This window comes from Pantoea sp. y20, from assembly GCF_054903455.1.
The window spans coordinates 3,177,130-3,192,198 of sequence record NZ_CM142816.1; the positions used below are offsets into that span (position 1 = coordinate 3,177,130).

At 54.6% G+C, this 15,069-nt stretch carries 9 protein-coding genes, 2 tRNA genes and 2 rRNA genes; 7 read left to right on the forward strand and 6 right to left on the reverse strand.

The window, feature by feature from the left end; genetic code table 11:
- Nucleotides 1–118: 118 nt before the first annotated feature.
- Together emrA and emrB are read left to right on the forward strand one after the other, a co-directional pair.
- A complete protein-coding gene (gene emrA, locus ACYAC5_RS14835) occupies nucleotides 119–1,291 on the forward strand; it encodes a multidrug efflux MFS transporter periplasmic adaptor subunit EmrA (RefSeq protein WP_110868299.1) in 1,173 nt (390 codons plus the stop codon).
- Between the two features lie 17 nt (nucleotides 1,292–1,308).
- Nucleotides 1,309–2,844 (forward strand): multidrug efflux MFS transporter permease subunit EmrB, encoded by a 1,536-nt coding sequence (gene emrB, locus ACYAC5_RS14840; protein WP_462061960.1) that lies wholly within the window; start codon nucleotides 1,309–1,311, stop codon nucleotides 2,842–2,844.
- A gap of 37 nt (nucleotides 2,845–2,881) precedes the next feature.
- On the opposite strand, the gene ACYAC5_RS14845 is transcribed toward emrB, so the two are convergent.
- Nucleotides 2,882–3,994 (reverse strand): tRNA/rRNA methyltransferase, encoded by a 1,113-nt coding sequence (locus ACYAC5_RS14845; protein ID WP_462061961.1) that lies wholly within the window; start codon nucleotides 3,992–3,994, stop codon nucleotides 2,882–2,884.
- A 156-nt stretch (nucleotides 3,995–4,150) separates the two neighbouring features.
- Here ACYAC5_RS14845 and trxC point away from each other — a divergent pair, with 156 nt between their 5' ends.
- The 5 genes from trxC to ACYAC5_RS14870 all read left to right on the forward strand — a co-directional run bounded on the left by trxC (nucleotide 4,151) and on the right by ACYAC5_RS14870 (nucleotide 9,907).
- Nucleotides 4,151–4,570, forward strand: coding sequence for a thioredoxin TrxC (gene trxC / locus ACYAC5_RS14850; RefSeq protein WP_110868290.1), 420 nt, complete (start codon nucleotides 4,151–4,153; stop codon nucleotides 4,568–4,570).
- 91 nt (nucleotides 4,571–4,661) lie between these two features.
- Nucleotides 4,662–5,366, forward strand: coding sequence for a tRNA-uridine aminocarboxypropyltransferase (locus ACYAC5_RS14855; protein WP_110868291.1), 705 nt, complete (start codon nucleotides 4,662–4,664; stop codon nucleotides 5,364–5,366).
- Between the two features lie 87 nt (nucleotides 5,367–5,453).
- Nucleotides 5,454–8,111: a bifunctional acetate--CoA ligase family protein/GNAT family N-acetyltransferase gene (locus ACYAC5_RS14860; RefSeq protein WP_210081492.1), complete on the forward strand. Its 2,658-nt coding sequence runs from the start codon at nucleotides 5,454–5,456 to the stop codon at nucleotides 8,109–8,111.
- Between the two features lie 116 nt (nucleotides 8,112–8,227).
- On the forward strand, nucleotides 8,228–9,583 hold the full coding sequence (gene pssA, locus ACYAC5_RS14865; protein WP_101763429.1) for a CDP-diacylglycerol--serine O-phosphatidyltransferase: 1,356 nt from the start codon (nucleotides 8,228–8,230) through the stop codon (nucleotides 9,581–9,583).
- Between the two features lie 3 nt (nucleotides 9,584–9,586).
- The gene (locus ACYAC5_RS14870; RefSeq protein WP_462061962.1) at nucleotides 9,587–9,907 is read left to right on the forward strand and encodes a YfiM family lipoprotein; all 321 of its coding nucleotides are present in this window, start codon (nucleotides 9,587–9,589) and stop codon (nucleotides 9,905–9,907) included.
- On the opposite strand, the gene ACYAC5_RS14875 is transcribed toward ACYAC5_RS14870, so the two are convergent.
- The 5 genes from ACYAC5_RS14875 to ACYAC5_RS14895 all read right to left on the reverse strand — a co-directional run bounded on the left by ACYAC5_RS14875 (nucleotide 9,908) and on the right by ACYAC5_RS14895 (nucleotide 15,069).
- The gene (locus tag ACYAC5_RS14875) at nucleotides 9,908–11,212 is read right to left on the reverse strand and encodes an MFS family transporter (RefSeq protein ID WP_462061963.1); all 1,305 of its coding nucleotides are present in this window, start codon (nucleotides 11,210–11,212) and stop codon (nucleotides 9,908–9,910) included.
- 232 nt (nucleotides 11,213–11,444) lie between these two features.
- A 5S ribosomal RNA gene (rrf, locus tag ACYAC5_RS14880) occupies nucleotides 11,445–11,560 on the reverse strand.
- Between the two features lie 106 nt (nucleotides 11,561–11,666).
- Nucleotides 11,667–14,571, reverse strand: a 23S ribosomal RNA gene (locus tag ACYAC5_RS14885).
- A 202-nt stretch (nucleotides 14,572–14,773) separates the two neighbouring features.
- Nucleotides 14,774–14,849 (reverse strand) — tRNA-Ala (locus ACYAC5_RS14890).
- Between the two features lie 143 nt (nucleotides 14,850–14,992).
- Nucleotides 14,993–15,069: transfer RNA gene (locus ACYAC5_RS14895), tRNA-Ile, on the reverse strand.

The window sequence follows — 15,069 nt, forward strand, 5'->3', positions numbered from 1 at the left end:
AAATCGCTATTTTAATCCCCTTTTGTCCGGCCAGCGCTTAAGTGCTGGCTTTTTTGACTCGGGCAACCGTGTTGAAGGATCGGCACATCCCGACTAAATGGAAAACGTGGAGAACGACATGAGTGCGACAGCGGAAGCTCAAAGCCCGCAACAGCCAGCGAATAAAAAGAAGAAGCGCAAAGGTGTGCTGATCCTGCTGGCTATCGTGTTTGTAATTATTGGTGTTTCGTATCTGGCTTACTGGTATTTGGTGCTGCGTCACTTCCAGGAAACCGATGATGCGTACGTGGCGGGCAACCAGGTGCAGGTGATGGCGCAGGTTTCTGGCAGCGTAAACAAAGTGTGGTTTGATAACACCGACGTGGTGAAGAAAGGCGACGTCCTGGTGTCGCTGGATAAAACTGATGCCGAGCAGGCGTTTGAAAAAGCGCAGACCGCGCTAGCTACCAGCGTGCGTCAAACCCACCAGCTGATGATCAATGGCAAGCAGTATCAAGCTACCATCAAACTGCAGCAAACTGCGCTGGAACAGGCCGAAGCTGACCTGAAACGCCGCGAGCCGCTGGGCGCGTCTAATCTGATTGGCCGCGAAGAGCTGCAACACTCGCGTGATGCCGTAGCGACAGCCAAAGCGCAGCTGGATGTGGCAGTGCAGCAATACAACGCTAACCAGGCGATGATTCTGAATACCTCGCTGGAAAATCAGCCCGCGGTACAGCAGAGTGCGGCTGAGCTGCGCGATGCCTGGCTGGCGCTGCAGCGTACTGAAATCCGTAGCCCGATTGATGGCTTCATTTCACGTCGCAGCGTACAGGTTGGCTCGCAAATCTCCACCACCACGCCGCTGTTGGCGGTGGTGCCGTCCACTAATCTGTGGATCGATGCAAACTTCAAAGAGACCCAGCTTGCGGGTGTACGTATCGGTCAATCGGCCACGGTGATCAGTGATATCTACGGCGATGACGTGGAGTATCACGGCAAAGTGGTGGGTCTGGATATGGGTACCGGCAGCGCCTTCTCGCTGCTGCCTGCGCAGAACGCCACCGGTAACTGGATTAAAGTGGTCCAGCGTCTGCCGGTGCGTATCGAGCTGGATCCGAAACAAGTGGCGGAACATCCGCTGCGTATCGGCCTCTCCACGCTGGTGAAAGTGGATACCCAAAACAAAGAGGGTGCCACGCTGGCCAGCACCGTGCGTTCGCAAGCCGCGTATGAAAGTAATGCGTTGGCAATCGACCTCGCGCCGGTTAACCAGCTGATTACTGACATCGTTCGTGCCAACGCTGACTAACGCCGCGGGAGGCTGTTATGGCACAAAAACCGCTTGAAGGTGCGCCGTTAGTCCTGATGACCATCGCCCTGTCGCTGGCGACGTTCATGCAGGTACTCGACTCCACCATCGCTAACGTGGCGATTCCGACCATCGCCGGTAACCTCGGTGCCTCGAACTCGCAGGGCACCTGGGTGATTACCTCTTTCGGGGTGGCGAACGCCATCTCGATTCCGATAACCGGTTGGCTGGCCAAGCGCATCGGTGAAGTGAAGCTGTTTACCTGGTCGACCATCCTGTTTGTATTGGCGTCCTGGGCTTGCGGCATGTCCGAAAGCCTGGAGATGCTGATCTTCTTCCGCGTCATTCAGGGCGTGGTTGCCGGTCCGCTGATTCCGCTGTCGCAGAGTTTACTGCTGAACAACTATCCGCCAGCGAAACGCAGCGTGGCGCTTTCGCTGTGGGCGATGACGGTGATTGTGGCACCGATCTGCGGTCCGATTCTCGGCGGCTGGATCAGCGATAACTATCACTGGGGCTGGATCTTCTTCATCAACGTACCGATTGGTTTGGTGGTGGTGTTGCTAACGCTGCAAACGCTGCGTGGGCGTGAAACCAAAACCGAAATCCGCCGGATCGATATGGTGGGGTTGGTACTGCTGGTGGTGGGCATTGGCTCGCTGCAGGTGATGCTGGATCGCGGAAAAGAGCTCGACTGGTTTAGCTCAACCGAGATCATTGTGCTGATGGTGGTCGCCGTGGTGGCGCTGCTGGTGTTGCTGGTGTGGGAGCTCACCGACGACCATCCGATAGTCGATTTGTCGTTGTTCAAGATGCGCAACTTCACCATCGGCTGTTTGTCGATCAGCCTGGCCTATATGCTTTACTTCGGCTCGATAGTGTTGCTGCCGCAGCTGTTACAGGAGGTATATGGCTACACCGCCACCTGGGCCGGATTAGCGTCGGCACCGGTGGGGATTCTGCCAGTGATCCTGTCGCCGATCATTGGCCGCTTCGCCCACAAGCTGGATATGCGTAAGCTGGTGACCTTTAGCTTCATCATGTATGCCGTCTGTTTTTACTGGCGCGCCTACACATTTGAGCCGGGGATGGATTTTGGTGCATCAGCGTGGCCGCAGTTTATTCAGGGCTTTGCGGTGGCGTGCTTCTTTATGCCGCTCACCACCATTACGCTGTCAGGCTTACCGCCAGAACGTATGGCGGCGGCATCAAGCCTGTCGAACTTCGTGCGTACGCTGGCGGGTTCCATCGGTACCTCGATTACTACCACCATGTGGAGTAACCGTGAATCGATGCATCATAGCTATCTGTCGGAGTCGGTGAATCCGTACAACGTCAATTCACAGCAGATATATGACCAGTTGCAAAGCATGGGCATGACCCAGCAGCAGGCCTCGGCATATATCGCGCAGCAAATTACCAATCAGGGTCTGATTATTTCGGCGAATGAGATCTTCTGGGCATCGGCGGGCGTGTTCTTGATCTTGCTGGTGCTGGTGTGGTTTGCGCGTCCACCATTTGGTGCGGGCAGTGGCGGCGGTGGTGCTCACTAAGCGAGACAAACAAAAACGGGCCTTGCGGCCCGTTTTTTTATGCGTTCTGACGCCACCATTCGGCGAGCAGAATACCGGTCGCCACTGACACGTTGAGGCTTTCAACGTTGCCGGTGCCACCAATCGACAGGCTGAGATCGCCCTGCTGGAAAGCGCTGTCTGACAGACCTTCGCTCTCCTGACCTAACACCAGCACCATTTTGGCAGGCAGCTCAGCTTTCGCCAGCGGTGTGCCTTCGTGGCTTGAGGTGGTAACGATGGTGTAACCCGCTTTACGGAACGCTTCCAGGCCATCGGCAAAGCTTTCGCCGCTGATTGCCTGTACGTGTTCAGCGCCACCTTCGGCGGTACGTACTGCCGCACCTGACTCCAGCAGCGAAGCATCATTCACCAGCAAACCTTTCACACCGAAGTGCGCGCAGCTACGCATAATGCCGCCAAGGTTGTGCGGGTTGCTGACATCTTCCAGCGCCAGCACGCAATCTTTGGTGGGGGCCTTGGTCAGCCACTCGGTAACCGGCATGCCCATACGTTTTTTGATGATGAAGCACACGCCACCGTGGTGTTCAGTACCTGAAGCTTTGGTCAGCTCAGCATCTTCAACCACATGATAGGCTTTGCGGTTGGCCGCCAGCCAGCGCAGGGTTTCACGGAAACGCGGTGTTACGCTCTGAATAAACCAGGCGCGCACGATGCTTTCCGGACGGCTCAGGAACAGCGCCTGACAGGCATTTTCACCGTAGACGCGCGTCTCTTCCTGACGCTGACGGCGAATCTGCTCGGGATCGATGACCGGCTTATTCGCGACATCATCCAGTTGGCTATCATCCGCGATCGGCGGACGAGAAACGGTGCGCCACGGCGAATCACCGAAGCTGCGGTTGTCGTCACCACGATCGTCACGACGACCAAAGCTGCGACCGCGTTCGGTATTACTCGCACCGCGCGGTGCCGAGCTGCGTGCGCCGCTACGGCCACCTTCTTCATTATTACGTGCACCGCTGCGAGGACCAGAACGACGATTATCTTCCTGGCGCGCAGCAGGACGGCCGCCTTTGCCGGTACGGGGATTCGGCTTTTGACCACTCTCCTCATCACGTACGTACATCACTTTTACCTTGCCGCTTTTGCCTTTAAATTCGTCGTTCATCTGTTCCTCCAGCATTGAGAGCGCGAAGATTACCTGATGTGTCGGTGCTTAGCTATCAACTATTGAACCTATTGGGCAATCCAGATTGAGCATAGCACTCAACCTTTTCATAATGTCCGGCAATCATCAGATTTACAGGTCCGGGTTGAGGTAAATATGAATACAGTTTGTGCCTCCTGTCAGGCAACCAACCGCGTGCCCGAGTCGCGCATGGCTGATGGAGCAAAATGTGGTCGTTGCGGCGGCGAGCTATTCAACGGTGAAGTCGCCAACGCGACCGCAGCCACGCTGGATAAGTATCTGCAAGACGATCTGCCGGTGGTGATCGACTTCTGGGCGCCGTGGTGCGGCCCGTGCGTTAACTTCGCACCGGTGTTTAAAGATGTCGCCGACGAGCGGCGCGGCAAGGTGCGCTTCGTGAAAGTGAATACCGAAGCCGAACCGGCGCTTAGTTCGCGTTTCCGCATTCGCAGCATTCCTACTATTATGCTGTTCAAGAACGGCGAGATGGTCGACATGCTGAACGGCGCAATGCCGAAAGCGCCCTTCAACGAGTGGCTCGACGAATCGCTGTAAACCGCTGATGGCCAGCCGCGTGCTGGCCTTCCTTATTACCTTTCCCGGCTAATTCCATTACACTGGCGTTTTTTCTCCTGCCTGCGAATTTATGTTTGAAAATGCCGTTCTGCGCTTACGTGCGCAACGTTTAGCGCGCGCCACGCGCCCGTTTCTTGCGCGCGGTAATCGTGTCATTCGTTGCCAACGCTGCCTGCTGCCGCAGAAAAACTGTCTGTGCGCCACCATCCAGCCTCAGCAAGCGCGCAGTCGCTTCTGTCTGGTGATGTTCGATACCGAGCCGATGAAGCCGAGCAATACCGGAAGGTTAATCGCCGATGTTTTGCCGGACACCGAGGCGTTTGGCTGGTCACGCACCGAGCCGGATGCCGCGCTGCTGGCGGCGGTGAAGAACGCCCATTATCAGCCGCTGGTGGTTTTCCCGGCGTCTTACGCAGATGCCGATCGCGAAGTGCTCACCAGCCCGCCGCTCACCGGCAAACCGCCGCTGTTTATTATGCTCGACGGCACCTGGACGGAAGCGCGCAAGATGTTCCGCAAAAGTCCGTGGCTGGATGCGTTGCCGGTGATGTCGCTCAACGTGTCTGCGCCCTCGCGCTACACGCTGCGCGAGGCCCACGGCGAAGGCCAGCACTGCACCGCCGAAGTTGCTGCCGCGCTGCTGGAACAGGCCGGGGATCTCGCCGCCGCCGCAGAATTGCAGCACTATTTCGCCCGCTTCCGTCATGCTTATCTGGCGGGGAAACCGCATCATCCGATTCATGCTCTGGAAGAAGCATTGAGTAGCGGAATCTGAAGCTGGCTCTCAGCCTGCGATCGGCGAATCGGCACGCGCGCTAAAAAGCGTTTACAATCATGCCAATCTTGATAGCAGGAGCGGATGATGAGCCAACGCGGACTGGAAGCGCTGTTACGACCTAAATCAATCGCGGTAATCGGTGCGTCAATTACACCGGGGCGCGCCGGCTACTTTATGATGCGTAACCTGCTGGCCGGTGGATTTAGCGGTCCGGTATTGCCGGTAACGCCGAAGTATAAAGCGGTGAGCGGCGTGCTGGCCTGGCCGGATATCGCCAGCCTGCCCTTCGCGCCCGATCTCGCCATCATCTGTACCCACGCCAAACGTAATCTCGAACTGCTGCAACAACTGGGCGAAAAAGGCTGTAAGGCCTGTATTATTCTCTCGGCGCCATCCAGCCAGTTGGAAGAGCTGAAAGCCTGCGCCAGTCAGTGGCAAATTCGCCTGCTTGGGCCCAACAGCTTAGGTTTGCTGGCGCCGTGGCAAGGGTTGAATGCCAGCTTCTCGCCGGTGCCGATTGCTAAAGGTCGCATTGCTTTTATTTCGCAATCCGCCGCGGTTTCTAACACCATTCTCGACTGGGCGCAGCAGCGTAACCTCGGTTTCTCCTGGTTTATCGCCTTGGGTGATAGCCTGGATATCGACGTTGATGATCTGCTGGATTTCCTCGCGCGCGACGGTAAAACCAGCGCCATTCTGCTCTACCTCGAACACCTCAGCGATGCGCGTCGCTTTGTTTCCGCTTCGCGCAGCGCCTCGCGTAATAAACCGATTCTGGTGATAAAAAGTGGTCGCAGTCATCAAGCGCAGGCTATGATCGGTACCCACAGCGGACTGGACGCTGCCTGGGATGCGGCGATTCAGCGCGCTGGTTTACTGCGCGTACAGGATACGCATGAACTGTTTACGGCGGTTGAGTCGCTGAGCCATATGCGTCCATTACGCGGCGATCGACTGATGATCATCAGCAACGGCGCGGCCCCGGCGGCGCTGGCCCTGGATGAACTGTATGCGCGCAACGGTAAGCTGGCGACGCTAAGTGACGAAACCTTGCAGGCGCTGGCCACACTGCTGCCAGAAGGCGTTGGCCGCGGCAATCCGCTGGATTTGAAAGATGACGCGACACCAGCGCGCTATGTCGCCTGCATTGAACGGCTGCTGGATAGCCATGAACTTGATGCACTGATGATCATTCATGCGCCAAGCGCCGTTTCACCTTCGAGCGAGACCGCCGAGCAGATTATCGCTGCGGTTGCCAAACATCCGCGTGGCAAGCAGGTTACTTTGCTGACGAACTGGTGCGGCGAATACTCTTCGCAGAGCGCACGACGCGCGTTTACTCAGGCTGGCATTCCCACCTGGCGCACACCGGAAGGTACCGTTACCGCTTTCATGCATCAGGTGGAATATCGCCGCAACCAGAAGCAACTGCGTGAGACGCCCGCGCTGCCGATTGGTTTGACGCAGAACAGCGCGCAGGCGCATCAGCTGATTCAGCAAGCGCTGGATAAAGGCATCACCACGCTGGACACCCACGAAGTGCAGCCGGTGTTGCAGGCTTATGGCCTGGCGACGCTGCCCACCTGGATTGCCAGCGACAGCGCCGCGGCTGCCAGCATCGCCGATCAGATTGGCTATCCGGTCGCGCTCAAGCTGCGTTCGCCGGATATTCCGCATAAGTCGGAGGTACAAGGCGTAATGCTGTATCTGCGCAGCGCCGCAGAGGTGGAACAAGCGGCTGAAGCCATTTTTGATCGCGTGCGTGAAACCCATCCACAGGCGCATATTGATGGTTTGCTGGTGCAGAGTATGGCGAATCGCGCCGGAGCGCAGGAGTTGCGTGTGGTGGTCGAACAGGATCCGCTGTTTGGTCCTATCATCCTGCTGGGCGAAGGCGGCGTGGAGTGGCAGCCCGACAAGCAAGCCGCCGTGGCTTTGCCGCCGCTGAATATGACGCTGGCGCGCTATCTGGTGATTCAGGCGATGAAAAGCGGCAAAGTCCGCAGCCGTAGTGCGTTGCGACCACTGGATATCACCGGGCTTAGCCAGCTGTTAGTGCAGGTTTCAAACCTGGTGGTCGATTGTCCGGAGATTCAGCGCCTGGATATTCATCCGCTGCTGGCATCAGCTGACGAATTCACGCTGCTGGATGTCACGCTGCAGCTGGCGCCTTTCAATGGTGATAACGAAACACGGCTGGCGATTCGTCCTTACCCGCATCATCTTGAAGAGCAGGTGCAGCTGAAAAATGGGCAATATTGCCTGTTCCGCCCGATCCTGCCGGAAGATGAACCGCAGCTGCGCGCCTTTATCGCCCAGGTAACGAAAGAAGATCTCTACTATCGTTACTTCAGTGAAATCAATGAATTCACCCATGAAGATTTGGCGAATATGACGCAAATTGATTATGACCGCGAAATGGCGATTGTCGCTGTACGGCAGCACAACGGCGTCGACGAGATCATTGGCGTAACACGTGCGATCTCCGATGCCGATAATATCGATGCTGAATTCTCCGTGCTGGTGCGGTCTGACCTGAAAGGCTTGGGCATGGGCAGGCGCTTACTGGAGAAGATGATTCGCTATACGCGCGATCATGGCCTGCAACAATTGAACGGTATCACCATGCCAAACAATAGCGGCATGATCACGCTGGCGCGAAAGCTCAATTTTCGCGTGAATATTCAACTGGATGATGGCATTGTCAGCCTGAATTTGCCGCTCGGTGATGTCATCAGCTAACCTGTACAGAAAGGTAAAATTCCTCCTCTACAGGCCGGTTGATGGTATTATTTACCGTTAGGATCATGATTTGATGGCAAAAGGCCATGCAATGAACAGAGAAGAAGTGCACTGTGATGTTGTCTAAATTTAAACGTAATAAACACCAACAACACCTCGCACAGCTGCCTAAACTGTCACAATCCGTGTCGGATCTGACGACGCTTTACTCGCCTGCCGAGTTTCGCGAAACCCTGCTGACGAAAATTGCCGCAGCAGAAAAGCGTATCTGTATCACCGCGCTGTATCTGGAGAATGATGACGGCGGTCGGGGAATAATGCAGGCGCTGTACGCAGCGCGTCAGGCACGTCCGGAGCTGGATGTCTGTATTCTGGTTGACTGGCATCGTGCGCAGCGTGGTCGTATTGGCGCTGCTCGCGGCGTGACCAACGCTGACTGGTATTGCGAAATGGCGACTCAGCACCCGGATATCGCTATTCCAGTTTATGGCATTCCGGTTAACACCCGCGAAGCGCTCGGTGTGCTGCATCTGAAAGGGTTTATCATTGATGATACGCTGCTCTACAGCGGCGCGAGCCTGAACGATGTCTATTTACATCAGCATGATAAATACCGTTATGACCGTTATCAGCTGATCCGCAATCCACAGCTTACCGATACCATGTATGCGTGGATCTGCGAAAATCTCAAGGATTCCGATGCGGTTAACCGCCTCGATAAAACTGAGCGCCCTTCCAGCCCGGAAATCAAAAATGAAACACGTCAGTTCCGTCAGGAGCTGCGCAGCTTTAACTATCAGTTTACCGGCAATGCAGATAATGATTGCCTTGCCGTCACGCCGCTGGTTGGCTTGGGCAAACGTAGCCTGCTGAACAAAACCATTTTCCATTTGATGCCCTGCGCTGAGCGCAAGCTGACGCTGTGTACGCCCTATTTTAACCTGCCGGCCATTCTGGTGCGTAACCTGATTCATTTACTGCGTCAGGGTAAAGAAGTTGAAATCATCATTGGCGACAAAACGGCCAATGACTTCTACATCCCGCCAGAACAGCCGTTCAAGATTATCGGGGCGCTGCCTTATCTATATGAGATTAACCTGCGTCGCTTCCTGAGCCGTTTGCAGTATTACGTCAATAATGGTCAGCTGACGGTACGCTTGTGGAAAGATGGCGAAAACAGTTATCACCTGAAAGGCATTTGGGTGGATGACGAATGGATGATGATCACCGGTAATAACCTCAATCCACGCGCGTGGCGACTGGATCTGGAAAATGCGGTGCTGATTCACGATCCGCTGAATCAATTGGCCGAGCAGCGCGAAAAAGAGCTGGCGCTGATTCGTGAGCATACTTCCGTGGTGCAGCATTATCGCGAGCTGGAAAGTATCTCCGATTATCCGGCAAAGGTGCGCAAGCTGATTCGTCGCCTGCGCCGTATTCGCATCGATCGCTTGATTAGCCGTCTGCTTTAGCCGATGCGTGCGCCTATCCTCTGCGTGGTTTTGCTGTGTAGTGGATGTGCGCATGTCGCTCAGGATAACTGGACCGGCAAAGACAAAGCGCAACACTACTTCTCTTCTGCTGTGCTGGCAGCCGCAGGTAGTGAGATTTATCAGCATCAAAATCACAGCCGCGGGCAGAATTTGCGTTTCGGCTTTCTGTTTTCGTTGAGTTTCGGTGTGGGGAAAGAGTTATATGACAGCCGCTCAGCGGGGAGCGGCTGGAGTTGGAAAGATCTTAGCTGGGATGTCGCCGGCGCCGCCAGCGGTATCGCACTGTGGAACCTCAGTCAGTAATTACAGCGCAATCCCCTTCCCTTTGCGATGCAGCATCAGCGATACCAGGAATGCTAAAGCGCCCATTGCCGAAACATACCAGAAGAAGCTGGTTTCAATACCTTCCCTTTTCAGCAGTAAGGCCACGTACTCTGCTGAACCACCAAAAATAGCATTCGCCACCGCATAGGAAAGCCCAACGCCCAGCGCGCGGACTTCCGGCGGGAACATCTCTGCTTTCAAAATGCCACTGATAGCGGTGTAGAAACTGGTGATGATTAGCGCCAGCATGATCAAGGCAAATGCCAGCCAACTGCTTTGCACATTTTGCAGCAATAGCAGAATAGGTACCGTACAGATAGCTGCCCCGGCACCAAAAATCATCATTGAGGCACGACGACCAATCTTGTCTGACAGCGCGCCAACTATCGGCTGAATCAACATGAATACCAATAAGCAACCGGTCATTAATCCACTGGCACTGCGCGCATCCATCCCGGCAGTATTTACCAGATATTTTTGCATGTAGGTGGTGAAGGTATAGAAGCTTAGCGAACCGCCTGCGGTAAAGCCCAGCACCATCAGAAATGCACGGGTGTGATTGCGCAGTAATCCCGTAATGCTGCCGGCGTCACGATGTTCTCGGTGTTTTTTCTCTGAAGTTTCGTTGAGAGAACGACGCAACCACAATGCCACCACAGCGAGCGCCGCCCCGAGGAAGAACGGAATACGCCAGCCCCAGCTGCGAAGTTCTTCATCGCTGAGAATTTGCTGTAAGACTACAACGGTAAGCACCGCTAACAGTTGGCCGCCGATGAGCGTCACATACTGGAAAGAGGCATAAAATCCTTTTCGTCCTTCCAGTGCTACTTCGCTCATATAAGTGGCGCTGGTACCGTATTCCCCACCAACCGATAATCCCTGAAACATACGCGCCAGCAGAAGAATGACAGGCGCGGCCAGGCCAATTTCTCCGTAGCCCGGTAGACAGGCGATCACTAATGATCCCAGACACATCATGCACACTGAGATCAGCATTGAGGCTTTGCGACCGTGACGATCGGCAATATAGCCAAATAACCATCCGCCGATCGGGCGCATCAGAAAACCAGCTGCGAAGATGCCTGCTGTTTGCAGCAATTGGGTGGTGGTATCACCGCTTGGAAAGAAGACATGGGCAAAATAGAGTGAGAAGAAGGAGTAGACGTAGAAATCGAACCATTCGACTAAATTGCCAGACGATGCGCCGACAATCGACCAGATGCGCTTTTTACTGTCAGCTGCCGTTGCAGTTAGAGCCACTTTTTGTTGTTGTGAATCAGTCATGCTTACCTCTTTTCCTTGCGAATAATTAGCGCCAAAGGATTGAGTAAAGCATCTATTAACTGGTTGCGGGAATTGTCTCTGTTCCTGGATTGCAAAATGTGATTGCCGCGAAGTTTTTAGTGCAATTTATTACTGATTTTCATGCAAATTCAGCCATCTGCCGACTTTAATTCGCTATATGCAGATGTAAAAAAGCCCCGGACTTTCGTCCGGGGCTTCTTCACTATTTGATGCCTGGCAGTTCCCTACTCTCGCATGGGGAGGCCCCACACTACCATCGGCGCTACGGCGTTTCACTTCTGAGTTCGGCATGGGGTCAGGTGGGACCACCGCGCTAAAGCCGCCAGGCAAATTCTTTGTGCAAAAACGAATGACATTCGCTTCCGCTGATTCTTTAATCCGTAAACAAGCTGAAAATATCCGGTCTCTCAGACCAAAACGCCTCTGGCGTTGTAAGGTTAAGCCTCACGGGTCATTAGTACCGGTTAGCTCAACGCATCGCTGCGCTTACACATCCGGCCTATCAACGTCGTAGTCTTCAACGTCCCTTCAGGACTCTCAAGGAGTCAGGGAGAACTCATCTCGGGGCAAGTTTCGTGCTTAGATGCTTTCAGCACTTATCTTTTCCGCACTTAGCTACCGGGCAGTGCCATTGGCATGACAACCCGAACACCAGTGGTGCGTTCACTCCGGTCCTCTCGTACTAGGAGCAACCCCCCTCAATTCTCCAGCGCCCACGGCAGATAGGGACCGAACTGTCTCACGACGTTCTAAACCCAGCTCGCGTACCACTTTAAACGGCGAACAGCCGTACCCTTGGGACCTACTTCAGCCCCAGGATGTGATGAGCCGACATCGAGGTGCCAAACACCGCCGTCGATATGAACTCTTGGGCGGTATCAGCCTGTTATCCCCGGAGTACCTTTTATCCGTTGAGCGATGGCCCTTCCATTCAGAACCACCGGATCACTATGACCTGCTTTCGCACCTGCTCGAGCCGTCACTCTCGCAGTCAAGCTGGCTTATGCCATTGCACTAACCTCCTGATGTCCGACCAGGATTAGCCAACCTTCGTGCTCCTCCGTTACTCTTTGGGAGGAGACCGCCCCAGTCAAACTACCCACCAGACACTGTCCGCAGCCCGGATTACGGGCCTACGTTAGAACATCAAACATTAAAGGGTGGTATTTCAAGGTTGGCTCCACGCAGACTGGCGTCCACGCTTCAAAGCCTCCCACCTATCCTACACATCAAGGCTCAATGTTCAGTGTCAAGCTATAGTAAAGGTTCACGGGGTCTTTCCGTCTTGCCGCGGGTACACTGCATCTTCACAGCGATTTCAATTTCACTGAGTCTCGGGTGGAGACAGCCTGGCCATCATTACGCCATTCGTGCAGGTCGGAACTTACCCGACAAGGAATTTCGCTACCTTAGGACCGTTATAGTTACGGCCGCCGTTTACCGGGGCTTCGATCAAGAGCTTCTCCTTGCGGATAACCCCATCAATTAACCTTCCGGCACCGGGCAGGCGTCACACCGTATACGTCCACTTTCGTGTTTGCACAGTGCTGTGTTTTTAATAAACAGTTGCAGCCAGCTGGTATCTTCGACTGCCTTCAGCTCCATCCGCGAGGGACTTCACCTGATGACAGCGTGCCTTCTCCCGAAGTTACGGCACCATTTTGCCTAGTTCCTTCACCCGAGTTCTCTCAAGCGCCTTGGTATTCTCTACCTGACCACCTGTGTCGGTTTGGGGTACGATTTCGTGTTACCTGGAGCTTAGAGGCTTTTCCTGGAAGCAGGGCATCAGTTACTTCACCACCGTGGTGGCTCGTCGTCACGCCTCAGCCTTAAGATACCCCGGATTTACCAAAGGTATCAGCCTACACGCTTAAACCGGGACAACCGTCGCCCGGATAACCTAGCCTTCTCCGTCCCCCCTTCGCAGTAACACCAAGTGCAGGAATATTAACCTGCTTCCCATCGACTACGCTTTTCAGCCTCGCCTTAGGGGTCGACTCACCCTGCTCCGATTAACGTTGAACAGGAACCCTTGGTCTTCCGGCGAGCGGGCTTTTCACCCGCTTTATCGTTACTTATGTCAGCATTCGCACTTCTGATACCTCCAGCAGCCCTCACAGGCCACCTTCAACGGCTTACAGAACGCTCCCCTACCCAACAACGCATACGCGTCGCTGCCGCAGCTTCGGTGCATGGTTTAGCCCCGTTACATCTTCCGCGCAGGCCGACTCGACCAGTGAGCTATTACGCTTTCTTTAAATGATGGCTGCTTCTAAGCCAACATCCTGGCTGTCTGTGCCTTCCCACATCGTTTCCCACTTAACCATGACTTTGGGACCTTAGCTGGCGGTCTGGGTTGTTTCCCTCTTCACGACGGACGTTAGCACCCGCCGTGTGTCTCCCGTGATAACATTCTCCGGTATTCGCAGTTTGCATCGGGTTGGTAAGCCGGGATGGCCCCCTAGCCGAAACAGTGCTCTACCCCCGGAGATGAGTTCACGAGGCGCTACCTAAATAGCTTTCGGGGAGAACCAGCTATCTCCCGGTTTGATTGGCCTTTCACCCCCAGCCACAAGTCATCCGCTAATTTTTCAACATTAGTCGGTTCGGTCCTCCAGTTAGTGTTACCCAACCTTCAACCTGCCCATGGCTAGATCACCGGGTTTCGGGTCTATACCCTGCAACTTAACGCCCAGTTAAGACTCGGTTTCCCTGCGGCTCCCCTATACGGTTAACCTTGCTACAGAATATAAGTCGCTGACCCATTATACAAAAGGTACGCAGTCACCCCATAAAGAGGCTCCCACTGCTTGTACGTACACGGTTTCAGGTTCTGTTTCACTCCCCTCGCCGGGGTTCTTTTCGCCTTTCCCTCACGGTACTGGTTCACTATCGGTCAGTCAGGAGTATTTAGCCTTGGAGGATGGTCCCCCCATATTCAGACAGGATACCACGTGTCCCGCCCTACTCTTCGAACTCACAGAATGTGCACTTTCGTGTACGGGACTATCACCCGGTATCGTGCGACTTTCCAGACGCTTCCACTAACGCACAAACTGATTCAGGTTCTGGGCTGTTCCCCGTTCGCTCGCCGCTACTGGGGGAATCTCGGTTGATTTCTTTTCCTCCGGGTACTTAGATGTTTCAGTTCCCCGGGTTCGCCTCGCAACACTATGTATTCATGTTGCGATGATGCACTGGGTGCACCGGGTTTCCCCATTCGGACATCGTCGGCTGTAGCGGTTCATATCACCTTACCGACGCTTTACGCAGATTAGCACGTCCTTCATCGCCTCTGACTGCCAGGGCATCCACCGTGTACGCTTAGTCGCTTAACCTCACAACCCACAGGCGTTTTGCAACGCGCGCAGACTGCAAGCATTTGAGAGACTCGAACATATCGCCGCTTCATTCTTATTACGGAGAATGAAGACGATACGTCGCTTCAATTTTCAGCTTGTTCCGGATTGTTAAAGAGCATAATACTTCGCAGCACACCGTTTCCGGTTTGCTCTGAAGTATTGTTTTGAGTCACTGTAATGGTGGAGCTAAGCGGGATCGAACCGCTGACCTCCTGCGTGCAAGGCAGGCGCTCTCCCAGCTGAGCTATAGCCCCATACAGTTACTGCAGAGACCACTACTACCACTCACCAGGAGTTCCGTTTTTGACAAACGGTAATTTCTTTTCAGGCAAGGCAAAGTGGCGCGACGTATAGTTCACTATACGAGCGGCGCTTTAACGCAGCATGAGAAGAAATTTGGTAGGCCTGAGTGGACTTGAACCACCGACCTCACCCTTATCAGGGGTGCGCTCTAACCACCTGAGCTACAAGCCT

Excerpts from the sequence above, each read along its gene's own strand:
- pssA (WP_101763429.1), top strand. The coding sequence starts at position 8,228 with ATGTTGTCTAAATTTAAACGTAATAAACACCAACAACACCTCGCACAG.
- ACYAC5_RS14870 (WP_462061962.1), top strand. The coding sequence starts at position 9,587 with ATGCGTGCGCCTATCCTCTGCGTGGTTTTGCTGTGTAGTGGATGTGCG.
- emrA (WP_110868299.1), top strand. The coding sequence starts at position 119 with ATGAGTGCGACAGCGGAAGCTCAAAGCCCGCAACAGCCAGCGAATAAA.
- ACYAC5_RS14845 (WP_462061961.1), bottom strand. The coding sequence starts at position 3,994 with ATGAACGACGAATTTAAAGGCAAAAGCGGCAAGGTAAAAGTGATGTAC.
- trxC (WP_110868290.1), top strand. The coding sequence starts at position 4,151 with ATGAATACAGTTTGTGCCTCCTGTCAGGCAACCAACCGCGTGCCCGAG.
- ACYAC5_RS14855 (WP_110868291.1), top strand. The coding sequence starts at position 4,662 with ATGTTTGAAAATGCCGTTCTGCGCTTACGTGCGCAACGTTTAGCGCGC.
- ACYAC5_RS14860 (WP_210081492.1), top strand. The coding sequence starts at position 5,454 with ATGAGCCAACGCGGACTGGAAGCGCTGTTACGACCTAAATCAATCGCG.
- emrB (WP_462061960.1), top strand. The coding sequence starts at position 1,309 with ATGGCACAAAAACCGCTTGAAGGTGCGCCGTTAGTCCTGATGACCATC.
- ACYAC5_RS14875 (WP_462061963.1), bottom strand. The coding sequence starts at position 11,212 with ATGACTGATTCACAACAACAAAAAGTGGCTCTAACTGCAACGGCAGCT.